21 protein-coding genes, 1 tRNA gene and 1 pseudogene are annotated in these 23,397 nt (G+C 68.5%); 5 read left to right on the plus strand and 18 right to left on the minus strand.

Features of this window, described 5'->3' with window-relative positions:
- Positions 1-8 precede the first annotated feature (8 nt).
- From BKA10_RS10425 to BKA10_RS10475, 11 genes are all read right to left on the minus strand, one after another.
- The gene (locus BKA10_RS10425) at positions 9-527 is read right to left on the minus strand and encodes an NADPH-dependent FMN reductase (protein WP_183499834.1); all 519 of its coding nucleotides are present in this window, start codon (positions 525-527) and stop codon (positions 9-11) included.
- A 73-nt stretch (positions 528-600) separates the two neighbouring features.
- Positions 601-1,872, minus strand: a complete 1,272-nt coding sequence (locus BKA10_RS10430) for an ABC transporter substrate-binding protein (protein WP_183499835.1) — start codon at positions 1,870-1,872, stop codon at positions 601-603.
- Between the two features lie 56 nt (positions 1,873-1,928).
- On the minus strand, positions 1,929-2,750 hold the full coding sequence (locus tag BKA10_RS10435; protein WP_183499836.1) for a carbohydrate ABC transporter permease: 822 nt from the start codon (positions 2,748-2,750) through the stop codon (positions 1,929-1,931).
- Between the two features lie 6 nt (positions 2,751-2,756).
- Entirely contained in the window at positions 2,757-3,602 is an 846-nt protein-coding gene (locus tag BKA10_RS10440) for a carbohydrate ABC transporter permease (RefSeq protein ID WP_183499837.1), read from the minus strand.
- A gap of 216 nt (positions 3,603-3,818) precedes the next feature.
- Complete coding sequence (locus BKA10_RS10445) at positions 3,819-4,868, minus strand: NAD(P)-dependent oxidoreductase (protein ID WP_248199321.1); 1,050 nt, start codon at positions 4,866-4,868, stop codon at positions 3,819-3,821.
- Between the two features lies 1 nt (position 4,869).
- The gene (locus tag BKA10_RS10450) at positions 4,870-6,168 is read right to left on the minus strand and encodes an NtaA/DmoA family FMN-dependent monooxygenase (protein ID WP_183499839.1); all 1,299 of its coding nucleotides are present in this window, start codon (positions 6,166-6,168) and stop codon (positions 4,870-4,872) included.
- Between the two features lie 110 nt (positions 6,169-6,278).
- Positions 6,279-7,076, minus strand: a complete 798-nt coding sequence (locus BKA10_RS10455; protein ID WP_183499840.1) for a triose-phosphate isomerase family protein — start codon at positions 7,074-7,076, stop codon at positions 6,279-6,281.
- Positions 7,076-7,546: a ribose-5-phosphate isomerase gene (locus BKA10_RS10460; RefSeq protein ID WP_183499841.1), complete on the minus strand. Its 471-nt coding sequence runs from the start codon at positions 7,544-7,546 to the stop codon at positions 7,076-7,078. Before BKA10_RS10460 ends, BKA10_RS10455 begins: the two co-directional genes overlap by 1 nt.
- Positions 7,539-9,269, minus strand: coding sequence for a dihydroxyacetone kinase family protein (locus BKA10_RS10465; RefSeq protein WP_183499842.1), 1,731 nt, complete (start codon positions 9,267-9,269; stop codon positions 7,539-7,541). The genes BKA10_RS10460 and BKA10_RS10465 overlap by 8 nt, the downstream gene beginning before the upstream one ends.
- A 118-nt stretch (positions 9,270-9,387) precedes the next feature.
- The gene (locus tag BKA10_RS10470; protein ID WP_183499843.1) at positions 9,388-10,566 is read right to left on the minus strand and encodes a flavin reductase; all 1,179 of its coding nucleotides are present in this window, start codon (positions 10,564-10,566) and stop codon (positions 9,388-9,390) included.
- A gap of 125 nt (positions 10,567-10,691) precedes the next feature.
- Positions 10,692-11,399, minus strand: a complete 708-nt coding sequence (locus tag BKA10_RS10475) for an SDR family oxidoreductase (RefSeq protein WP_248199319.1) — start codon at positions 11,397-11,399, stop codon at positions 10,692-10,694.
- A 291-nt stretch (positions 11,400-11,690) separates the two neighbouring features.
- Here BKA10_RS10475 and BKA10_RS10480 point away from each other — a divergent pair.
- Positions 11,691-12,216 (plus strand): annotated as a pseudogene (locus BKA10_RS10480) (transposase); the annotation flags it as partial.
- A 268-nt stretch (positions 12,217-12,484) separates the two neighbouring features.
- Here BKA10_RS10480 and BKA10_RS10485 read toward each other — a convergent pair.
- Positions 12,485-12,575, minus strand: a tRNA-Ser gene (locus BKA10_RS10485).
- An 80-nt stretch (positions 12,576-12,655) separates the two neighbouring features.
- On the minus strand, positions 12,656-13,513 hold the full coding sequence (locus tag BKA10_RS10490; protein WP_183499844.1) for an LLM class F420-dependent oxidoreductase: 858 nt from the start codon (positions 13,511-13,513) through the stop codon (positions 12,656-12,658).
- A gap of 89 nt (positions 13,514-13,602) precedes the next feature.
- On the opposite strand from BKA10_RS10490, the gene BKA10_RS10495 reads away from it, so the two are divergent.
- The 4 genes from BKA10_RS10495 (at position 13,603) to radA (ending at position 18,406) form a co-directional block, all read left to right on the plus strand.
- The gene (locus BKA10_RS10495) at positions 13,603-14,994 is read left to right on the plus strand and encodes an MFS transporter (RefSeq protein WP_183499845.1); all 1,392 of its coding nucleotides are present in this window, start codon (positions 13,603-13,605) and stop codon (positions 14,992-14,994) included.
- Positions 14,995-15,108: 114 nt separating this feature from the next.
- Complete coding sequence (locus BKA10_RS10500) at positions 15,109-15,903, plus strand: SDR family oxidoreductase (protein ID WP_183499846.1); 795 nt, start codon at positions 15,109-15,111, stop codon at positions 15,901-15,903.
- Between the two features lie 72 nt (positions 15,904-15,975).
- Entirely contained in the window at positions 15,976-16,929 is a 954-nt protein-coding gene (locus BKA10_RS10505) for an L-lactate dehydrogenase (RefSeq protein ID WP_183499847.1), read from the plus strand.
- Positions 16,930-17,041: 112 nt separating this feature from the next.
- A complete protein-coding gene (gene radA, locus BKA10_RS10510; RefSeq protein WP_183499848.1) occupies positions 17,042-18,406 on the plus strand; it encodes a DNA repair protein RadA in 1,365 nt (454 codons plus the stop codon).
- Between the two features lie 28 nt (positions 18,407-18,434).
- Here the strand turns inward: radA and BKA10_RS10515 are convergent, their stop codons facing one another.
- The 5 genes from BKA10_RS10515 to BKA10_RS10535 all read right to left on the minus strand — a co-directional run bounded on the left by BKA10_RS10515 (position 18,435) and on the right by BKA10_RS10535 (position 23,374).
- Entirely contained in the window at positions 18,435-18,812 is a 378-nt protein-coding gene (locus tag BKA10_RS10515) for a hypothetical protein (protein ID WP_183499849.1), read from the minus strand.
- Positions 18,813-18,829: 17 nt separating this feature from the next.
- Positions 18,830-19,234, minus strand: coding sequence for a dehydrogenase (locus tag BKA10_RS10520; RefSeq protein WP_183499850.1), 405 nt, complete (start codon positions 19,232-19,234; stop codon positions 18,830-18,832).
- Between the two features lie 278 nt (positions 19,235-19,512).
- Positions 19,513-20,217, minus strand: coding sequence for a hypothetical protein (locus BKA10_RS10525; protein WP_248199316.1), 705 nt, complete (start codon positions 20,215-20,217; stop codon positions 19,513-19,515).
- Between the two features lie 45 nt (positions 20,218-20,262).
- Complete coding sequence (locus BKA10_RS10530) at positions 20,263-20,781, minus strand: amino-acid N-acetyltransferase (RefSeq protein ID WP_183499851.1); 519 nt, start codon at positions 20,779-20,781, stop codon at positions 20,263-20,265.
- Positions 20,782-20,851: 70 nt separating this feature from the next.
- Entirely contained in the window at positions 20,852-23,374 is a 2,523-nt protein-coding gene (locus BKA10_RS10535; protein WP_183499852.1) for an ATP-dependent Clp protease ATP-binding subunit, read from the minus strand.
- Positions 23,375-23,397 lie beyond the last annotated feature (23 nt).

A 23,397-nucleotide genomic window follows, 5' to 3' on the forward strand; every position in this document is an offset into this window, starting at 1 on the left:
GATCGGGTCTACGCCAGCGCGGGAGCGAGCCGCGCGATGCGGCGCAGGTTGGCGGTGTACTCCGCGGCGGCGCGCTCGGTCGCCTCGTCCAATTCCGCGAGCTGCCCCATGGGCAGGTGGAAGCCTCTGCCCGGGACGATCGCGCCGAGCTCGGCCAGCAACGGCGCGAGCGTGAACGTGGCGCCCATGGAGTGCGTGAGATCCGCGCCCGTGTGCACGGGGATCGCCGTGACACCCGCCAGCCCGTTCGCCGGATAGCGGTCGAGGAAGCACTTCAGCAGCCCGGTGTACGTCGCCTTGTAAGTCGGCGTCGCGAACACAGCCAGATCGCTGCGGGCGACGGCATCCGTCAGCGCCGCCATCGACTCCGACTGCCACCGGAGGACCTCGTCGAGGTAGTCCGCGAGATCGATCACGTCAAGGGTGCGCACGTCTGCCGGGATCAGCTTCTCGACGAGGGTCTCCGCGATGAGGCGCGTGCGGGACATCGGCTTGGGGTTCCCGACGACGATCGTGACGTTCAGCATCCTCGCTCCTTACTCGATCGTGGAACGACGATGCGGGGACCGACGAGCGGCCCCCGCATCGTCGAGCGCTTCGCTACTTGTCCGCCAGGAACGCGGCCTGCTCGGCGTCGAGCGCGGCGATCACATCCGCGGCGGTGTTCTGACCGAGGTACATCGCCTGGATCGACGACATCTCCACGGAGTCAAGCTTCGGGTCCTCCCAGAACTGGGCGTAGAACCCGACCGTCTCACCGGCCGCCTGCTTGTCGGCGAGCAGCTGGAGGTTGGGGTCTTCGATCGGCTCGTCGACCGGGATCGCCGGGAGCACGCCTGCGAGTCCCGCTGCGAAGGCGGCGCGCTGCTCGGGCTGGCTGAAGAAGTTCACGAAGGCGATCGCGAGCTCCTTGTTCTTCGACGCGGCATTCACCGCAGCACCCTTGTTGTTGTAGAGGAGGATGTTCTCCGTCGCGGGGTGCAGCTCGAAATTGCCGTCCGGCGCCTTTGCGACCCACGCCGTCTTCTGGTTGGTGGGGGCCATCGACCCCAGCGCCTCGCCGGAGACGAAGAGATCGTCCTCCGCGGCCTGGTCGATCGCGACCGCGTCGGAGGGGAAGCATCCCGCCTCGATCATGCGCTGATACTGCTCCATGCCCTCGACCCAGACATCGCTTTCGGCATAAGTGGACGTCCCGTCCGAGATCGGCTCCATCACCTCGGCGATCGTCCGGCCGTCCATGAGGTCGGCGTAGAAGCCGTTGAAGCCCCGCGAGTTGCTGGAGGCCGTCGCCGACCCCTGGGCGTAAGGGATCTTGTCGGCGGCCGTCGCGTCGGCGCAGAACTGGAACAGCTCGTCCACCGTCGACGGCGGAGTCAGGCCGGCCTCCTCGAGCGCGTCCATGTTGTACCACTGCGAGAAGCCGAGCATCGTCGTCGGCATCATGTAGGTCTTGTCGTCGGTCTGCGTGGCGCCCGCGATGCCCTCCGGGATCTCGCTGACGAAGTCCTCGCCGGAGAGATCCTCGAGATATCCGTACTGGGCGAGCTGCTTCTGGGCGACGGCGTTGCCCCACCCCGCCCACACCAGGAAGACATCGGGCGCCGAGCCCGAGCTGAGCTGCGTCGGGAGCGAGGCGAAGTACTGCTCGATACTCGCCTCCACGAGCGTCACCTCGACGCCTGGGTTCTCCTCCTTGAACGCCTCGATGACCGGCTTGAGCGAGGGAGCCTCGGTCGACTGCCAGGCGATCGTGATGGAGCCGCCGGGTTCGGCGTCGGATTCGCCGGCAGGCGTCGTGGAGCAGGCCGTGAGCGTGAGCCCGGCCGCCGCCACGAGAACGGATGCAGCAAGGATTCGCCGTTGAATCATGGGATTGCCTTTCGATGTGGGTGGGAGGTGCGGAGGTGGGCCGAGTCAGGGTTCGATCAGCCCTTGATGCCGCTCGCGAATCCCCGGATCAGGGACTTCTGAACGATGAGGAAGACGATGAGCACGGGAAGCATGCCGATGAGGAGGCAGGCGAACAGCACCGGCCAGTTGGTGAAGGCATCGCCGACGAACGAGTAGATGGCGACCGGAACGGTGCGGTTGGTCGTTCCTCCGAGGTAGAGCAGCGGGAGCATGAAGTCGTTCCACGTGAACAGGGAGTTCAGGATGACCGCGGTCCCCGTCACCGCCGACGACAGCGGGAACACCACGCGGAAGAAGGCCTGCAGCGGTGTCGCGCCGTCCATGGACGCCGACTCCTCGTACTCCTTCGGGATCTGGCGCATGAACTGCACGTAGAGGAACACCGTGAACGGCATCCGGAGACCGAGGTAGATGAGGATGATCGGGAAGATCGAGCCCAGGAGCTCGTTGGCCGCGAAGAACCGGTACAGCGGGATCATCCCGAGCTGGACCGGGAGGAACAGGCCGATCATGAAGAAGTAGAAGGCGACGTTCGACCACCCCTCCGTCATGCGCACGATCCCGTAGGCGGCGAGGGATGACAGCAGTATCAGCAACAGCACCGTGACGGCCGTGATGAGGAAGCTGTTGATGAGGGCGTCCCCGAGGCCCGAGCCGTTCCACGCGGCCACGAAGTTGTCGAGCGTGGGAGTGGTCGTGGGGATGAGTGGCGACGAGATGTCGGTCACCGGGCGGATCGCGATGTTGACGAGGATGTAGATGGGGAACAGCGTGCAGGCGGCGAGCAGGATCATGGCGCCTTCTCGGACGCCCGTCTTCCAGGTGTAGCGGTTCATGTGCGCCTACTTCTTCTTCCGCGTGAGGACGCCGTACTGGAACATGGAGGCGATCGCGACGAGCGCGGACAGGGCCACCGCGATGCTCAGGCTGTATCCGAACTCCTGGAACTGGAACGCGTTGCGGTAGATCAGAGTCGACAGGGAGTTCGTCAGATTTGCCGGTCCCCCCTGGGTCGTGACCCAGATGATGTCGAAGATCATGAGGCCGCGAATCGTCGACAGCACGACGTTGACGGTGATCGACGGGCCGAGAAGCGGCCGGACCACGTACCAGAATCTCCGAGATGCTCCCGCCCCGTCGAGCGACGCCGCCTCGAGCTGCTCGGCGGGCACCTCCTGGAGGTTCGCGAGGTAGATGACCATCGTGTAGCCGGAGAACTGCCACACGGTCATCACCGCGATCGCCCCGAGCGCCGTCTCGGGATTCCCGAGCCAGGACTGCGCGAATGCGCCCAGCCCGACTGCTTCCAGGATCTGATTGAAGGGGCCGTTCTCGAGCAGGATGAATCGCCACAGGAATCCGATCACGACCGTGACGATGATGACCGGTGCGAAGAAGATGAGGCGCAGGACCGCGCGGCTCTTGATCTTGCTGTGGATGCCGAGTGCGAGCCCGAGGCCGATGGCGTTCTCGAGCACCACCGTCGACACCACGAGGAAGACCGTGTTGCCGAATGCCCGCATCGCGTCGGGATCGTCGAGGAATGCGACGTAGTTCTCGGCACCGATGAAGGTCGCGACCGGATCGAGCAGATTCCAGTCGGTGAAGGACAGCCACACCCCCTGCATCGATGGAACGAGGACGAAGAGCGCGTAGGGAATGACTGCTGGCAGGATGAAGAACCACATCCGTGGCGACCGGCGCCGGCGGGTACGCGGTCTCGACTCTCGGATCGGCCCGGAGCGGTCGGGCGTCGGCGTCGCTGATACAAGAGTGTCGGCCAAGGAACTCGCCTTTCTGGGGGCGTGCTTGGTGGGTTGTGAGGAAGCGTAGGATGCGGATGCGGCGCCCTTCTTGTCGTGCCGCGACACATCAATGACGGGCCGCGCCCGACGTCGGGCGGATCAGTAGAACTCGGTGATGTTCACGACGTTCCGCATCGGCTGACCGTCGAGCAGTCGGTTCGCGTTCTCGATGAAGAGGTCGACGATCAAGTCGTCCTCGTGCGCGGTGATCGCCGCGCCGTGCGGACTGACGATCACGTGCGGCATGCCCCACAGCGGTGACGTGGCGGGCAGAGGCTCGACCTCGAACACATCGAGCGCCGCGGATCTCAGTCGTCCTTTGTGGAGCGCGTCGACGAGAGCGACCTCGTCGATCGTGGAGCCGCGGCCGACGTTGATGACGCTCGCGTGCGGCGCGAGCGCGGCAAGCGCGTGACGATCGATGAGGTGGTGTGTGAGTGCCGTCCCGGGGAGGGCGACGACGAGCGAGTCGGCTCGCGCGAGCACCTCGTGGAGCCGCTCGTAGCCGACGGTCTCGTCGAACTGCGGCTGCGCGTGCGGCGAACGCTGCACGCCGATCGTGTGCGCGCCGAGCGCTCGCAGCTTGCGGGCGGCTGCGCAGCCGATGTGCCCGGTCCCGACGACCACGACAGTCGCGCTCTCGACGGTCTTCACCGGCCATCGCTCGATCCACTCGGTGCGTCGCTGCGCGTCCTGAAGAGTGCCGAGTCCGCGCAGCCCCGCCAGCACGCCGAGCACCGAAAAGTCTGCGAGCGACTCGGCATGCACCCCGGCCGCGGTCGTGAAGACGATGCGTTCGAGGGCATCCGGCGGCAGTTCCGCCTCGCGTACCTGGGCTCCTCCACCCGCCCGAGTGGTGTGGACCCACTTCAGCGCGGGATTCGCCTCCACGGTCCGATGGAGTTCGGCGGGATCCTCATCCGGCACGCCGTAAAGGAGCTCCGCCGAGTCGATCATCGCGCGGAACCTCCGCAGCTGATCGGGCGAGCGTTCGTGGGCAGGGTCGCCACCGTGGTCGCCGATGTGCCGTGGCGGGCGGATCAGCGACGCGTCGCGGATGACCTCGACACGCGGGACCCGTCGTTCGATCTCATGGCAGAGCTCCTCGCTGAGCACCTGACCGATGACCGCGCGCGGTTTGCCCGACACGTCAGCGGACCGGAGCGGGCCGGACGAGACCCAGCGTGTCGCGAAGCGTGGTGCCCGGATACTCGGCACGGAAGAGGCCGCGGGCCACGAGCTCCGGGACGAGGTCGTCGCAGATCGCATCGAGACCCTCGGGCATATAGGGCGGGATGATGACGAATCCGTCGCATGCGCGGGCTTCGTACCACGCCTGCATCCGATCGGCTATCGTCGTCGGCGTCCCGACGATGAACTGGTGTCCCTTCGTCTTCGTGCCGGTGCGGACCATCTGCCGCAGCGTGGGGCGTTCATCCACGACGATGCGGTACAGATTCTCGTAGCGGCTCGCCGTCAGCTGCGGCATCTCCTTCGCGAGATCGAGCGGGACCAGTCGCTCGAGCGGGATGGGCTCGTCGAGATCCAGCCCGGCGAGATCCGCGCCGAGCAGGAACTCGCTCAGCTCGATGAGACCGCGGTCGAGGGGATACAGCTCGGCGATCTCCTCGGCGATCTTCTCGGCTTCGTCCTGGGTGCTCGCGATGAGCGGCACGATCCCGGGCAGCACCTTCGGGATGCCATCGGGCCTTCCGCTCCGTTCGGCACGGTCGCGCATGTCGGCGTAGAACTCCTGGGCGAGTTCGAGGCGGTTCTGCGAGGTGAACACGACCTCTGCCCACCGCGCGCCGAAGGCGCGGCCTTCGGGCGACTGACCTGCCTGGACGAGAACCGGCCGCCCTTGAGGCGAACGCGGCATCGGCAGCGGCCCGCGGGTGCGATAGTGCGGACCGTGATGGTCGGCGCGATGCACGCGCGCCGGATCGACCCAGTCGCCGTTGCCGAGGTTGCGGACGACGGCATCGTCGTCCCAGGCGTCCCAGAGCTTCGTCGCCGCCTGCAGGTAGTCCTCCGCGATGGCGTAGCGCTCGGATTTTGGTGGCAGGTCGTGCGAGTAGTTCTCCTCGCCGCTGGCGAGGGTCACGATGTTCCAGCCGGCGCGACCCTTCGAGATGAAGTCGATCGACGCGAGGTAGCGGGCGACGTCGTAGGGCTGGGTGTAGGTCGTCGGGATCGTGCCGACCAGACCCACCCGCTTCGTGAGGGCCCCCAGGGCGGCGATGGTGGTGACGGGCTCGTACATCATGATGTCGCCCGGGTCGTAGAACGGAGTGTCCGACAGGAACATCGCATCGAGCTTCGCGTCCTCGGCACGTTGCGCCGAGTGCAGTGCGAGCTCGATGGACGTGAGCTCCTCGGAGCGGCTCGTCGCACGGCGCCAGCTGTGCGTCATCCGGCCAAGGGGGCTGTGGAAGAGCATCAGGTTCATCATGATTCTCGACGCTATGGGCGGGCATCCCGGTCGGACTTTGATGTGCCCGCCAACTCGGCGCGCATACTATGCACTGCGTGACAATGACCCTGCGTCAGGCGCGGAGATCACGCGTGGACTTCTCCGCTCGACCGCAGCCCCTGCCGCGCCGAGGCGAGAACGGATGCCTCGTCCAGGACTGAGACGAGCGCGTCGGGGTCGTGCGCGAACCGGCCGAGGAAGACGCCGTCGACGCTGGCCCCGAGGCGCGTGAGCAGGCCGGGGCCGGCCGAGCCACCGTAGATGACAACGCTCCCTATGCGTGCGGGATCGGATGCGATCGCGGCGCTGAGACCGGTGGTGACGGTGGTGATGTGGTCGGCGGGTGCGGGGTGGGGGGCGCCGATGGCCCATACCGGCTCGTAGGCGATGATGACGGCGCCGTCGGGGACCCCGGCCAGGCAAGCCTGCAGTTGCGCGACCGTGGTGGTTGCAGAATCCGTCGGGGTTTGCGGTTGAGTTTCACCCACGCATAGGACGGGGGTGGCGCCGTGGCGGAGGGTGGCGGCGGCTTTGGCGGCGATGATCGCGTCGGTCTCGCCGAACAGGCGGCGGCGTTCGGCGTGGCCGATCTCGGCGATGCGGGCGCCGACCTCGACGAGTTCGGCTGCGGCCACCTCACCGGTGTACGGGCCGCACTCGTACGGCGAGACGTCTTGGGCACCGACGAGGACCGGCGTATCGCGGAACGCGTCGAGTGCGGGGCCGATCTGCAGGTAGGTGGGGATGACGAAGAACCGCACCGCGCCCGACATCACACCCGGGTGCTGACGCACCCGGCCGGCGACCCGCGCGCACCAGTCGAGGGCCTCGTGATGCCCGAAGTACATCTTGAGGCTCACGCCGACGGTGACCTGGGCGGACATCAGCAGGATCCGGTGGCCTCGTACTCGCCGATGACGGCGACCTTCTCGGCGGAGGCCGAGGAGGTGTCGAAGCGGTAGGTGAGCCACTCGCGCACCAGGCGGCGGGCGAGCTCGATGCCGACGACGCGCTGGCCCATGGTGAGGATCTGGGCGTCGTTGGAGAGCACCCCGCGCTCGACGGAGAAGGAGTCGTGGGCGGTCACGGCGCGGATGCCGGGGACCTTGTTGGCGGCGATCGCGACGCCCAGTCCGGTGCCGCAGATCAGCAGGGCGCGGTCGGCGTCGCCGGCGGCGACGCGCTCGGCGGCGGCGATGGCGACCTTCGGGTAGGGGGTGCGGCCGTCGGCGTCCACGCCCACGTCGACCACCGAGGCGACGCCGGGGTTGTTCTCGAGGTCCTTCTTGAGGATCTCCTTGTAGTCGAATCCGGCGTCGTCCGCGCCGATCACGATGCGCAGCGGCTCAGCCATGTGCGTGCTCCTTCCGGGTCGCGAGCACGTCGCCCACGGCCGTCACGATGAGGGCGAGCGAGTGCGCGCCCGGGTCGGGGGTCCCCACGCTGTTCTGGCCGTGCGTGCGCGCGCGGCCCATGCGGGGGAGAAGATCTGCCGTCGCCGCTGCGGCGCGGGTCGCGGCATCCGCCGCCGTCCGCCACGCGTCGGCCAGTGCCGCGCCGGAGTCGACGGCGCCGGTGAGCGTCGAGCTGAACGACACGAGTGCGTCGACGAGCGTCTTGTCGCCGACCTCGGCCTTGCCGTAGGCCATGACGCCCTGCGCTCCGGCGGCGACGCCGGCCGCGACCGACGTGGCGTCGGGATCGCCCTCGTCGCCGAGCTTCGCGGCGACCGCGTTGAGGATGACGCCCCACAGCGCTCCCGAGGTGCCGCCAGCCTTGTCGGACCACGCGTCGGCCGCGCGGGCCAGGGTGGTGCGGGCGCCGGCGCCGGCCTCGGCGGCCTTCGCGGCGGCGGCGAGGGCCGCGTGCGAGCCGCGCTGCATGCCGATGCCGTGGTCGCCGTCGCCAGCGATCGCATCCATACGGCCCAGCTCGTCCACGTGGGTGTCGACGGTGTCCGCGATCGTGCGGACCGCGGCGAGCACCGTGGCGGCCGCGGCGCGGGATGCCTCGTCCGCGGCGGGGATCGCCTCCGCGGTCTCCGCGGCGTCGACCGCGGCATCCGTCCGCTCCGCCGGCGCCACCGAGCCGCGACGGTACGCGGGAGTGTCGACGGGGGTGTCCCACAGGTCGGCGAGCTCGTCGTCGAGCCAGAACAGGGTCAGCGACGTGCCCGCCATGTCGAAGCTCGTGCAGTACTCGCCCACGTGCGGGTCGACGACCTCGAGCCCGGCGCCCTCGAGCAGCTGGGCGATTCGCCGGTAGACGACGAACATCTCCTCGTACTTGAGCGAGCCGAGGCCGTTGAGGATCGGCACCACGCGGCCGTCCGCGCCGGCGGGACGCTCGTCGAGCAGACGGGACACGAGCAGTTCGGCGAGTTCGTCGGCGGTCGGGATGCCGGTCTCGTCGATGCCCGGCTCACCGTGGATGCCCAGGCCGATGGCCATGCGACCCTCCGGCACGCTGAACAGCGGGTGATCGGCGCCGGGCAGGGTGCAGCCGGTGAAGGCCACGCCGAACGAGCGCGTGCGCTCGTTCGCGAGCCGGGCGATGCGGGTGACCTCGCCGAGGTCGTACCCGGCCTCGGCGGCGGCCGACGCGATGCGGAACACCGTCAGGTCGCCGGCGATGCCGCGGCGCTTGTGCGCCTCGTCGGGGCTCGCGCTGAAGATGTCGTCGGTGACGGCCACCGTCTCGCACGCGACGCCCTCACCGCGCAGGCGCTCCTGCGCCGCGTCGAAGTTGAGCACGTCGCCGGCGTAGTTGCCGTACGAGAAGAACACGCCGCCGCCGTTTTCCGCGGCCTTCGCGACCGCGTACACCTGCTGCGTCGACGGGGACGCGAACAGGTTGCCCATCGCGGCGCCGTGCGCCAGGCCTTGCCCGACGAGCCCGCCGAACGCGGGGTAGTGGCCCGACCCGCCGCCCACGACGACCGCGACCTGCCCGGCGGGGCTCACGGTGCTGCGCACCACCCCGCCAGTCACCCGCCGGACGTAACGGCCGTTGGCCGCCACGAACCCGTCGATCATCTCGTCCGCGAAGGCGGCAGGGTCGTTCCACAAGCGCGTCATCGTGAAGTCTCCTCGGCACCAGTACTCGGTTCTGCTCTAGGCTCGCCGCCGTGCCGGCGCGACGCGATGATGTGAGCGACACCCTCATGTGCGCAGACGCCTCGGCTTGCGACCCGTGTCACAGGGCCGAGATCGCCTTCGACGCGTCGTCCGCCCCTGCGAGCAGAAGTGCCAGCAGCTCCTCGCGCCGGGCCGTGTCCACGTCCGGTCCGATATCGAGGAGCAGGATCTCGAGCACCACGGCCCCCTCGGCATCGCGCACCGGCGCGACGAGGAGCCGTATGCTCTCGACTGCGAGCCCCGCCTCCGGCTCGTAGTCACCGGCGCGCTGATCGATCAACTCCAATATCCGGCGCTCCACCGACGGGGTGTACACCCCGCCCGAGAACTCCTTGAGAGTCTCGTTCCACTCGACGTGCCACGGGTCGGCCGCAGCCAGAGACCACCCTCGCTCGCGTACGCGATCCAGCATCGCCGAATACACTCCACGCACCGCGTCCGTGCGCGCGTGTGAGAGCCAGCGGTCGGCCAGCGCGTCGTCCTCGGCCACGAACAGCGCGCCCAGTGGCGGTTTGTGCGGCATCCTGCGACCCACATGCGAGGCGAGCGCATCTTGGCCACTGCCGCCGGCGCTGGCGAGGAGCACCAGTTCGTCGGCTATGCGTGCGATCACTTGGATGCCGTGTCCCGCGCGGGCGGCGATGTCTTCGAAAGTGGCGCGCGCGGCCTCGACCGCCCGCAGAGCCGGGATGAGGTCCTTCTCTGTGGGCATCACGAGAGATGACGGGGAGAACCGGCCGTATCCGCCCTGGAAGAAGACGAGAGGAAGTCGGGGGTCGGGGCGGGCCATCTGGACGATCCGGCCCACGACGATGTCATGGTCGCCGCCGTCATGACGCGTCTCCAGATCGCACTCGATCCACGCCACGCACCCGTCGATCACCGGCGTCGCCGCCGCCGTGGAGCGCAGTGGGACGCCGTCGAGCTTGCGCGGATCCTTCGAGGCGAGGCGCCGGCACAGCTGCTCCTGATCGGCGGCAAGCACGCTGATCACGAACCTTGGGGAGTCGTACAGCCGGGCGTATGTGCTCGAGGACTTCTGCGGGAAGTAGGCGACCAGCGGCGGGTCCAGCGAGACCGACACGAAGGAACCCACGACCATCGCGACCGGGTCGCGCTCCGCGTCCAGCGCGGTGACGACCGCCACCCCTGTCGGAAAGTGCCCGAGCACCTCTCGGTACCAGGGCGCGTCCGGCTGCCCGCCTTCGACCGCAGCCCCTTCCGGTCGCTGAACCATCTGGAAGCCCCCTCGTTCGATTCGATGACCACGACCGTACGCGCAACGGGCCGGCGCGCTCATGTCGGAATGCGCCGCCCGCTTGCACTCCCGCGACGTGCGGCGGCAGGAGCGTGTGCTCCGCCCTAACGGATCGCCCGCCACCAGTAGGGTCGCCGACGAGAGAGCGCTGGCGTCAGAGCCCAGTCGCACCGCGGACTCGGTGCCCGACAGCCCAGGACTCGCCGGAGACCGCTCCGCTCAGCGGTGACATCAGGGAACGTGACGAGGTTCGCCACGTCAGCCGGTGTGCGCTGCCCACCGCGGCCCAATCTAATGTCGCCTGAAGGCTCGTCGACGACAATGCCAGGGCTCACGGCGTTTACCTTGACCCCAGACCCCGCGACAGCGTCAGCAAGGTTCTTGGCCGTGACGACGCGCGCGGCGTCCCGGACCGATCCTGTGATGTTGCCGGTCTGGAACGCGTTCTGCCCGCTCACGCCGACGACTCGTCCGTACCCGGCTTCGACCATCGGTGGCAAGATCGCGTTCGCAAGCCGGAGGAAAGACATCGCCTTGTCCTCAACGGCGCGGGCGACCTGGTCCGGGTCGGAGTTGCGCGACTGGTGCAGGGTTCGCGCGCTCTGGGCGGCCGTGACGACGAGGCCGTCAACGCGCCCGTGAAGGCAGCGAATCTCGTTGAGGGCCTTGGTGACCGACTCATCGCTCCGCGCGTCCATCGTCACGCCCTCAGGTGCATGACGCGAAGCGGGGATGACTGTGGCGCCCTCCTGACGAAGAGCGCTCACTACAGCGCTTCCTATGAGGCCGTGACCCCCGACGACGAGGATCACACGGTCGTTCAGTCGAAGGTCCGCGGCCTCACCGTAACGCTTGGGGTCAGTCGGGCGTGAAGGTCCGCGCTCCGCGGATCCTGAGCTGTCCGTGCGATGCGCGGACACCGTCAGCCAAGAGGGCTGAAGCTCGGGAGTGCCGACGTGCGCTCGCATCTTCGAAGCGGTTCGCTGTAAGTCAGCGTCTCTTAGAACGCGGTGAGCACGTGGCGAACGTGCTCCACCTCGGGCGTCGAGGCGATGTGGTCGCCGATGAGCGCGCGCCACTGGTCGAACGCGCCAGAGCCACGGCTGGTCGCGCATGTGCGCCCCCGATCGCGGGAGCGTGGCCTGCGGGATCTGTCGTCGCCGGAGCCCGGGCTATGACACCGGCCCTGGCCGGCGCCGGTGGCGGAGCCTGGATCTGGGCACGATCCAGGCGTTCGTGGAAGCAGACGCGCCGCGAGTGCAGTGCCGGGTCCACGGGGTCGTGGTCGGGGCGGTGCCGTGGGCTCGTCACGACGCCGGTCTCACCCACGTTTTCGATGATCAGGTGGCGTGGCTGGCCACCCGCGCGTCGAAGTCGACGGTGGTCGATCTGATGCGGATCGCGTGGCGCACGGTGGGCTCGATCATCTCTCGGGTCTGGGCTGATGCCGACGATCGCTTCGACGGGCTCCGGCGGATCGGGATCGATGAGATCAGCTACAAGAAGGGCCACAAGTACTTAATGGTCGTCGTCGACCACGACACCCGCCGACTGGTGTGGGCAGCTCCCGGTCGTGACCGGGCGACCGTGGCCGAGTTCTTCGACCTGCTCGGCGAGGACCGTTGCGCGCTCAAACACCGCGACCGGATCCTCGCCGCGATCAAACACAACCTCTCCAACGGGCTGATCGATTCCACCAACACCAAGATCCGCCTCATCACCCGAGCCGCGTTCGGATTCCACTCCGCCGGGCCGCTCATCGCCCTCGCCATGCTCACCCTCGGCCCCCACAGCCAGCCCTCCCCGGCCGGAAATGACCCAGGAATGTCAGGAGCGCCTGATTTGACCTCGAAACGCAGATCAGCGCCACTCGAAAGTGGCGCTGATCAGGCATTTATGGCGGTGACGGTGGGATTTGAACCCACGGTAGGGGGTTACCCTACACAACTTTTCGAGAGTTGCACCTTCGGCCGCTCGGACACGTCACCGCGGAAAAGTGTACGCGACCTCGCCCGCCTGCGCGAATCAGCCTGCGCACACCATGCATTCGACGGGCACGACGCCTCGATCACCCGGCATCCACACCCGCCGCCACACCTCGGATCAGTTCGACAACCCTGGCCGGCTCGTCGATCCCGTGCGAGTACACGTAGGTCGCCGTGAACCCGAGTTCCTGCAGTTCGCGGACCGTCGTGGTGACCGCCGGAACCGCGGATTCCGGGCCGACGCTGATCATCGCGGTCTTCTCGACCTCGGCGTAGTCGCGACCGACGTCGTCGCAGTGCGCCCGCAGCACATCGAGCTTGTGCGCCAGCTGCGGCGAGTACCCCAGGTTGCACGCGTCGGCGTACTGCGCGACCAGCCGCAGGGTCTTCTTCTCGCCGCCGCCGCCGATCAGCAGGTATGGTCTTGTCACGTTCTGCGGCGAGTTCAGGGTGCGCTCGAGCTGCCAGATCGCGCCGTCGTACGGCTCCTCCGAGTCCGACCACATCTGCAGGCAGATCTGGAGCTGCTCTTCCAGCTGACGGAACCGCTCCGCGACCGGCGGAAACTCGAAGCCGAGTCCCCGGCATTCCTCGTCGTTCCACGCCACCCCGATGCCGAGCCCGACACGACCACCCGAGAGCACATTGAGCGTCGAGATCTGCTTGGCCAGCAGCGACGGATGGCGGTAGATCGCCCCCGTCACGAGCGTGTGCAGCAGCGCCTTCTCGGTGTGCGCGGCGATGAAGCCGAGCGTCGCATACGCCTCGAGCATCTCGTGCTCGACCGGCCCGAGCCCGGGCAGCTGCCAGAAGTGGTCCATGACCGTGATGCGCTGGATGCCGGCGGCCTCGGCGTTGCGCACGTGCGCAGCCAATGCGGGTCCGAGCTGGGCGGCACCGGTCTGCCAGGTGAAGTCCGCGATGTGCAGTCCGAATTCCATACCCGCGATGCTCGCATGATCGCCGTCCGCGGTAAACCCATCGAAGCCCCACCGCCCGCAGGTCGCCGCGCGGGTCTAGCGTGGCGAGCATGGCAGCGCAGATGACGCCGAACCAGCGACTGGTGGTCACCATCGCCGTGCTCGCCTCGTTCATCGCGTTCCTCGACGGCACGGTGGTCACCGTCGCGCTGCCTGCCATCAGCGAAGAGCTCGGCGGCGGCCTGATCACCCAGCAGTGGGTCGTCGACAGCTACCTGATCACCCTCAGCGCCCTCATCCTTGTCGCCGGTTCTGTCAGCGACGCCTACGGCCGTATCTTCGTCATGCGCATCGGCCTCATCGGCTTCGGCATCGCCTCGCTCGTGATCGCGGTGGCTCCCACCGCCCTCATCCTCATCATCGCCCGCGGGGCGCAGGGTGCCGCCGGCGCGTTCCTCGTCCCGAGCTCACTCGCCCTCATCACCTCGACGATGCGCGGTCCCCTTCAGGCGCGCGCGATCGGCTTGTGGACGGCCTGGACCACCAGCGCGATGGTCATCGGCCCCCTGCTGGGCGGCTTGTTCGTCGACCTGCTCTCCTGGCGATGGGTGTTCGTGGTCAACGTGGTGCCGATCGCCCTCACGCTGTGGCTGCTCACCCGGCTCACCACCCGCGACACGCCCCGCGCCGACCGGCACATCGACTGGCTCGCCGCGACACTCTGCACGCTCGGCCTGGGCCTCACCGTCTTCGCGCTCATCGAGCAGCCTCGGCTCGGCTGGGCGCACCCGGCGATCTGGGGGCCCGCGATCACCGGCATCCTGATGTTCGCCGCCTTCCTCCTCCGCCAGCGCACGGCACGCTCACCGATCCTGCCGCTGGACATGTTCCGCGTCCGCAACTTCGGTGTGGGCAACATCGCCACGCTCTTCATCTATGCGGCCCTTTCGCTCAACGGATTCGTGGTCGTGGTCTACCTGCAGCAGGGCGCCGGCCTGCCCGCCACCCTCGCCGGCCTCGCGAGCCTCCCCGCAACCATCATCATGATCGCGCTCAGCTCGTCGGTCGGCACGCTCGCCGGCCGATGGGGACCGCGCCTGTTCATGACGGTGGGGCCGCTGATCATGGGCGCCGGTTCACTCCTGCTGCTCGCGGTGAGCGCCGACTTCAACTACTGGTGGCAGGTGCTGCCGGGCATGATCGTGTTCGGCCTCGGGCTCGTCATCACCGTGGCTCCCCTGACCGCGGCAATCCTCGGAGCGGTCGAGTCCGAGCGATCCGGCATCGCCTCCGCCGTCAACAACGCCATCGCCCGTGTCGCCGGACTGCTCGTCATCGCCGTCCTCGCCTTCATCACGGGCGGCGCCCTCGATCTCGCCGGATTCCACCGCGCCGTGGTCGTCACCTCGGCCCTCGTCGTCGTCGGCGGGCTCGTGTCGTGGGTCGGGATCAGGAACCGGATGCCGGAGCCCGGCGACCCGGCATCCATCGACTCGCACTGAGCGAAGCTGCCCCTGCACTTCTGCCCCGGCGAGGAGTAGAGTATGTGGTAGGACCACATAAGGTTCGCGAAGCGCGGCGGTCCACGAGACAAGCCGCAGAATGGAGAGGCAACCATGGCTCGTACCTACGTCATCACCGGCTCGGCGTCCGGCATCGGGGCCGCCACCGCGCAGATCCTGCGCGACCGCGGCGACCGAGTGATCGGCATCGACCTGAAGGACGCCGACATCGAGGCCGACCTCTCGCTCCCGCAGGGCCGCGCCGACGCCGCCGCGCGGGCGATCGAACTGTCCGGCGGGACGATCGACGCGGTCATCGCCTCTGCCGGCATCTCGGCGCCGATCGCCAAGACCATCTCGGTCAACTACTTCGGCGTGACCGAGCTGCTGACCGCGCTGTCGCCGGCACTGGCAGCCTCCGACTCACCGCGCGCCGTCGCGGTCTCCTCGATGGCGTCGCTCCAACCCAACTCGCCCGAACTGGTCGAGGCGGCGCTCGCCGGCGACGAAGACAAGGCCCTCGAGATCGCCCACCGGCTCGCCGATCAGGGTCCCGAGGTCGGCTACGCGATCTACCCGTCGTCGAAGCGCGCGCTGGCACGGTGGGTGCGCCGGGCCTCGATCAGCCCGGAGTGGGCCGGCGCCGGCATCCCGCTCAACGCGGTCGCCCCGGGTATCGTCGTGACCCCGATGACCGCCGACCTGCTCGCCACGCCCGAGGGCACGAAGATGGTGGATGCCGCGGTGCCGATGCCCCTGAACGGACACCAGCCGCCGGAGTCCATCGCGCACATGCTCGTCTGGCTGACCTCGCCCGAGAACACGCACGTGGCCGGACAGGTCATCTACAACGACGGCGGAGCGGACGCCACGCTGCGCGGCGACGACATCTGGTCGTGGAACGACTGATCCGCGCTGGGTGGGGGATGCCGGGGCCCGCGCGTCTGGACCCCGGCATCCACCCCCTGCCAGACTGACGTCATGGCCGTCATCGAGAACTCGAAAGTCACCGTCGTCGGAGCCGGAAGCGTCGGCTCGAGCACCGCGTACGCCGCACTGATCCGCGGCTCCGCGCGTCACGTCGCCCTGTACGACATCGCGACCGAGAAGGCCGAGGCCGAAGTCCTCGACCTCGCCCACGGCACGCAGTTCACCGGAACGAGCGACATCATCGGCGGCAGCGATATCTCGGTCGTCGAGGGCTCACACGTCGTGGTGATCACCGCCGGCGCGAAGCAGAAGCCCGGTCAGACGCGCATCGAGCTGGCCGGCGTGAACGCCGGGATCATGAAGTCGATGATGCCGCAGCTGCTCGAGGTCGCACCGAACGCGGTGTACGTCATCGTCACCAACCCGTGCGATGTGCTGACCGCGCTCGCGCTCGAGCAGACCGGGCTGCCGCCCGAGCGACTGTTCGCGTCCGGCACCGTGCTGGACACCTCGCGCCTGCGCTGGAAGCTCGCCGAGCGCGCCGGCGTGTCGACCTCGAACGTGCACGCGTACATCGCCGGCGAGCACGGCGACACCGAGTTCGCGCTGTGGTCGAAGGCGACCATCGGCACGGTGCCGATCCTCGACTGGGTCACCCCCCGCGGCGACAAGATGAGTGTCGAAGAGCTCGACCAGATCGCGATCGACGTGCGCGACGCCGCCTACAAGGTCATCCAGGGCAAGGGCGCGACCAACTACGCGATCGGCCTGTCGAGTGCCCGCATCATCGAGGCGATCCTGGGCGACGAGCACGCGGTCATGCCGGTCTCGCCGGTGCTCCAGGACTTCCAGGGCGTCAGCGGCATGGCACTGTCGGTGCCGTGCATCGTGAGCGCCACCGGCGCGGAGCCGATCCGCGAGACGACGTTCTCGCCGCAGGAACTCGAGCTGTTCCACCACTCCGCCGCCGAGCTGCACAAAGTCGCCGACTCGCTGCGCGGCTGACCGGCCGCGAGTTGCGCAAGTCCGCCGACCAGCCGCACCCCTGACGGGGCGCGGCACCCCGGGCTGTGGATGCCGGGCCTCGCTGTCGGCGGCGCGGACTAGCCTGGTGACCATGGCCACCCGACGACCGCAGACCGCACCGTACCGGTGCACCGAGTGCGGCTGGACGGCCATGAAATGGGTCGGCCGCTGCGGCGAATGCCAGCAGTGGGGGACGGTCGTCGAGGCCGCCGAACAGACCGGCATCGCCAGTCGCAGCGTGACGCCGATCGCGCCCGGGGCAGGGCGCGCGGCGCGGCCGATCACCACCATCGACACCGCCGAGACACCGCGTCGCACGACCGGCGTCGGCGAGTTCGATCGCGTACTGGGCGGCGGCATCGTCCCGGGTGCCGCGATCCTGCTGTCGGGCGAGCCCGGGGTCGGCAAGTCCACACTGCTGCTCGAGGTCGCCGCGCAGAGCGCCCGCGCCGGGCGCCGCGTGCTGTACGCAAGCGCCGAAGAATCCCTCGGCCAGGTGCGACTGCGCGCCGAACGCACCGGCGCCCTCCACGACGAGCTGTATCTGGCCAGCGAGACCGACCTCGCGACGATTCTCGGGCACGTCGACCAGACGATGCCCGAGCTGCTCATCGTCGACTCCGTCCAGACGGTGTCATCGGCCCTGTCCGACGGCACGGCCGGGCATCCGAGCCAGGTGCGCGAAGTGGCATCCACTCTCATCCGGGTCGCGAAAGACCGGGGACTGCCCGTCATCATCGTCGGCCACGTCACCAAGGACGGCTCGATCGCGGGCCCCCGCATCCTCGAGCATCTCGTCGACGTCGTCTGCCACTTCGAGGGCGATCGGCAGACATCGCTGAGGTTCGTGCGGGCGTTGAAGAACCGGTTCGGCGCGACCGACGAGGTCGGCTGCTTCGACATGACCGGCGACGGCATCACCGAGGTCCCCGATCCCAGCGCCCTGTTCCTCGGGCACGGCTCGCGGTCGCCCGGCACCTGCGTCACCATCGCCCTCGAAGGCCGTCGCGCGATGCCCGTCGAAGTGCAGGCGCTCACTCTGCCCGCGAGCGGCGGCAACCCGCGCCGCATCGTCAGCGGCGTCGACAGCGCCCGCGTCGCGATGGTGCTCGCGGTGCTCGAGAAGCGTGCACAGGTGAAAGTGTCCGACCAGGACGTGTACGTCTCCACCGTCGGCGGTGTGCGGCTGACCGAACCGGCCGCCGACCTGGCCATCGCGCTCGCCGTCGCCAGCGCCGTCAGGGATCGCCACAACCCGCCGCAGCTGGCCGCGATCGGCGAGCTCAGCCTGTCCGGCGAGATCCGCGCGGTCGTGCAGCACACCCAGCGCCGCGCCGAAGCCGCCCGGCTCGGCTACCGTGCGGTGATCGACACCTCGTCGCGAAACCTCGGCGATGCGCTGCGCGACGTCATGGGGCACCACCGTCCCGACGCCGATGAACTGCCGGAGTTCTGAGCTCCGGCATCCACCCCTCATCACCGGCTCAATACGGCGAGACGAAGAACAGCGCGTCGGGCTCAAGGCCGCACCCCGCCGGGATCGTTCCCCCGTCAGGGAGGTAGCCTCCGCCGAGTGAGATGCTGTCGCCGTCGGCGTACTCCGTCCCGCGCCAGATCAGCACTCCATCGCGCACTTCGGCATCACCCTCGGGGAACACCGGCACGTTGCGCATCCCCTGTGATCTCACCCAGACGCACCGGTCGCTGATGATGAGCGTGCCTTCCAGCAGCGCATCCATCCCCGCCTCAGGCCGAGGATAGGTCGCGAGCGCGCTCGACCCGGAACCCGTGGGCGCCGCACACCCCGCGAGGAGGGCCGCGAGCAGCACCACCGTGGCGAGCGGCGCCATACGTCTGCGCATGCCGCCCACACTAGTCGTCAGGCGTCGAGCGCGGCGATCAGATCGGCGGGGGTGGCCTGCATCGGGTGCGGGCCGGCGATGTCGAGGAACACGGTGGTGATCTCGGCCTCGTGGGTGCCGAGGAAGGCGCGGAGCCACCCGGGCGACTGCAGGGCGACCGTCGGCGGGAGCGCCTCGGGCTGGTGGGTCGCGTCACTGAACAGCAGCAGAGCGACGTCGCCCGTCTTCGGGTCGCGGTACGTCCACACCTCGCCACCGTCGCGCGGGTTGTCGCGCTGGCCGGGGCGCATCATCGGCACCACCGTCGGACCGTGCCGCAGCGCGAAGGCGACCGCGGCCATGTCCTGCGTCTGGAGGGCGTCGCCCAGCTGCGGATTGCGGAACTCGGGCGGATCCTTCTTGCTGCGTTTCTTGCCGGCCATGCATCCAGCCTACGAGCAGCAACAGAAGGGGCCCTCTCGGTCCCCCCATTGGGGACTGGGGAAATCGAGAGGGCCCATTGCTCACCGCTGGCGGGGGATCCGACGCCGGGTCTCTGGGGAAGGCCCGGCAGCCGCTGCTGGGGACAACGGGGGTCGCCGGCGGGAGCTGATTCCAGGGTACGCACACCGAATGGAAAGCGTGTCCCCCGAAAGGGGGACAATTCATGAGAATGTTCTCAGGATGCCGGTGATTCCGCGGGAAATCGAGCTTTTCACCCTCAGTTCAGCTGAAACATGCGCGAATCGGCGGCCTCGATGCCGCCGATCGACACCGAGAGGTGGAACCATCCGCCCGGAGCGCGCTGACGCTGTCCGTCGCACGTGTCCACCGACGACCGGGTCCGGTCCCACTCCAGCGGGGCGGCGCTGGCGACGGTCTGCCCGGCCTCGATCTGCACGACCTGGTCGCTCGATTCGGTCTGGCAGTCGGTCGACCGCCACCAGGTGTCGCTGCCGCTGGTGATCTCGAACTTCTGCGTCGCGGTGCCCACGTTCATGATGCACGCCTCGGGACCGTCGTTGGTCAGCGAGATCGACAGCTGCGGCTTCTGGTCGCCACCGTACGATGCCTGATCGGTCATCGCCATCACCGTGATGTCGCTCGTCGTGCACGGCGGCACGGGCGCAGCGGTATCGGTTCCCGACGGTTCGGGTGAGGGGGTGGATGCCGGGGACTCGGCGGTCTCGCCGGTCGGCGTGGCATCCCCAGCGGGTGTCATCGCCGGTGAGGGGTTCGCCTGACCGGTCTCGACGGCCGCATCCGTCGACGCCGGAGCAGCCTGGACGTCGGCCAGGGCGCGCCAGGGCTGCCAGACGATCACCGCGACGATCCCGCCGATCACGATGAGCAGCAGGAGCAGCACCATCAGCCGCCGGCGTCGATAGACGGCCGGGGAATGGCGGCGGGGCGGGGTCGTGCTCACCCGTTCAGGGTAAGCCGCGGCATCCATTCGGCCGGGTCGGCACGCCTAGAGCTGCTTGAGCATTCGGGTGTTCCCCAGGGTGTTGGGCTTCACGTGCGCCAGATCGAGGAACTCGGCTACGCCCTCGTCGGGGCTGCGCAACAGCTGCGAGTACGTGTCCGGGTCGACGACCTGCTCACCGATAGGCGCGAATCCGCGACGGGTGAAGAACTCACGCTCGAACGTGAGGCAGAACAGGCGCGTCAGGCCCAGTTCCTGCGCCTTCTGCTCGAGCTCGGCGACCAGCGCGCCGCCGACGCCGCGGTGCAGCCAGTCGTCGGTGACGATGAGGGTGCGGATCTCGCCGAGGTCCTCCCACATCACGTGCAGGGCGCCGCAGCCGATGAGCTGCCCGTCGCGCTCGGCGACGACGAACTCCTGAACCGCCTCGAAGAGGGTCACCAGCTCCTTGCCCAGCAGGATCCGGCGTTGCACGTACGGCTCAAGCATGTCGCGGATGCCGCGCACGTCGGCGGTGCGGGCCCGACGGACCGAGAACGCCGCCGGGTCGTGGGGTGCTGTCACTCCCCCACTCTAGAACGACTCAGGGGCGGGGATGCCGTGGCATCCCCGCCCCTGAGTCCAGAGATGAGTCTCAGGCACCCGCGACGATGTCGGGGGTGGCCTCGATCGCCGGTGCGGTCGAGACGCCGACGGCGACTTTCTCGCCCCGCGGACCGTGCTCGAAGACGAACTTGTCGTTCACGGCATCCACCTTCACATGATCGCCGGGGTTGAGCTCGCCGTGCAGGATGCGCTCGGAGAGCTGGTCTTCCACCTCACGCTGCATGGCGCGGCGCAGCGGCCGGGCGCCCAGCGTCGGATCGAAGCCGATCTCGATGAGCTTGTCCTTGGCGGCGTCGCTGAGCTCGACGGTCATGTCGCGGTCGAGCAGACGCTCGGACAGCCGCTTCGTGAAGAGGCCGACGATCTGGCGCAGCTCGTCCTTGTTCAGCTGCGGGAAGACGATGACGTCGTCCACGCGGTTGAGGAACTCGGGCTTGAAATGCCGCTTGAGCTCTTCGTCGACCTTGCCCTTCATCCGCTCGTAGCTGGTCTGCGCATTGCCCTCGACCTGGAACCCGACCGGGCCGCCGGCGATCGCCGACGAGCCGAGGTTGGTCGTCATGATGATGACGGTGTTCTTGAAGTCGATCACGCGGCCCTGACCGTCGGTCAGGCGACCCTCTTCGAGGATCTGCAGCAGCGAGTTGAAGATGTCGGGGTGGGCCTTCTCGATCTCGTCGAACAGGACGACCGAGAACGGCTTGCGGCGCACCTTCTCGGTGAGCTGACCGCCCTCTTCGAACCCGACGAACCCGGGAGGGGCACCGAACAGACGCGAGACGGTGTGCTTCTCGCCGAACTCCGACATGTCGAGCGCGATCAGCGCGCCCTCGTCGTCGAAGAGGAACTCGGCGAGCGCCTTGGCCAGCTCGGTCTTTCCGACGCCGGTGGGGCCGGCGAAGATGAACGAGCCCGACGGGCGCTTGGGGTCCTTGAGCCCTGCGCGCTGACGGCGGATCGTGCGGCTCAGTGCGGCAATGGCCTCTTCCTGGCCGACGACGCGCTGGTGCAGCGCCTTCTCCATGAAGACGAGACGGCTGGTCTCCTCCTCGGTGAGCTTGAACACCGGGATGCCGGTCGCCTGGGCGAGGACCTCGGCGATCAGGCCCTCGTCGACGACGGCGTGGGTGGCCACGTCGCCCGAACGCCACTGCTTCTCGAGGCGCAGCCGCTCGGCGAGCAGGCTCTTCTCCTCGTCGCGCAGGGCGGCGGCCTTCTCGAAGTCCTGCTCCTCGCTGGCGAACTCCTTGTCCTCGCGGACCTTGGCGATCTTCTCGTCGAACTCGCGCAGCTCGGGCGGCGACGACAGGATCGACAGGCGCAGGCGGGCGCCGGCCTCATCGATCAGGTCGATGGCCTTGTCGGGCAGGAAGCGGTCGGACACGTAGCGGTCGGCGAGGTTCGCCGCGGCGACGATGGCGCCGTCGGTGATCTGCACCTTGTGGTGCGCCTCGTAGCGGTCGCGCAGACCCTTCAGGATGTTGATCGCGTGGGGGAGGCTGGGCTCTGCCACCTGGATCGGCTGGAAGCGACGCTCCAGCGCGGCATCCTTCTCGAAGTGCTTGCGGTACTCGTCGAGGGTCGTGGCACCGATCGTCTGCAGCTCGCCGCGGGCCAGCAGCGGCTTGAGAATGGATGCCGCGTCGATCGCGCCTTCGGCCGCACCGGCACCGACGAGGGTGTGGATCTCGTCGATGAACACGATGATGTCGCCGCGGGTGCGGATCTCCTTGGTGACCTTCTTCAGGCGCTCTTCGAAGTCGCCTCGGTAGCGGGAGCCGGCGATGAGCGAGCCGAGGTCGAGCGAGTAGACCTGCTTGTCCTTGAGCGTCTCGGGGACCTCGCCCTTGACGATGGCCTGCGCGAGACCCTCGACGACGGCGGTCTTGCCGACGCCGGGTTCGCCGATCAGGACCGGGTTGTTCTTGGAGCGGCGCGAGAGGATCTGCATGACCCGCTCGATCTCCTTCTCACGGCCGATCACCGGGTCGAGCTTGTTGTCGCGCGCGGCCTGGGTGAGGTTGCGGCCGAACTGGTCGAGCACCGCCGAGCCGCCCTGGGCCGGCTGGTTCTGTTCGCCCGCGCCGGCGGCGACGCCTGCGGGCTCCTTGCCCTGGTAGCCGCTGAGCAGCTGGATGACCTGCTGGCGCACCTTGTTCAGGTCGGCGCCGAGCTTGACGAGCACCTGTGCGGCGACGCCCTCGCCCTCGCGGATGAGGCCGAGCAGGATGTGCTCGGTGCCGATGTAGTTGTGACCCAGCTGCAGCGCTTCGCGCAGGCTCAGCTCGAGCACCTTCTTGGCGCGCGGGGTGAACGGGATGTGGCCGGTCGGCTGCTGCTGACCCTGGCCGATGATGTCCTGCACCTGCTCGCGCACGGCATCCAGCGAGATGCCGAGGCTCTCGAGGGCCTTGGCGGCGACACCCTCGCCCTCATGGATCAGGCCCAGAAGGATGTGCTCGGTGCCGATGTAGTTGTGGTTGAGCATCTTCGCCTCTTCTTGGGCGAGCACAACCACGCGACGGGCGCGGTCCGTGAATCTCTCGAACATCTTCTGACTCCTTCGGGCGCCGA

Source organism: Microbacterium invictum, from assembly GCF_014197265.1.
GTDB lineage: Bacteria > Actinomycetota > Actinomycetes > Actinomycetales > Microbacteriaceae > Microbacterium > Microbacterium invictum.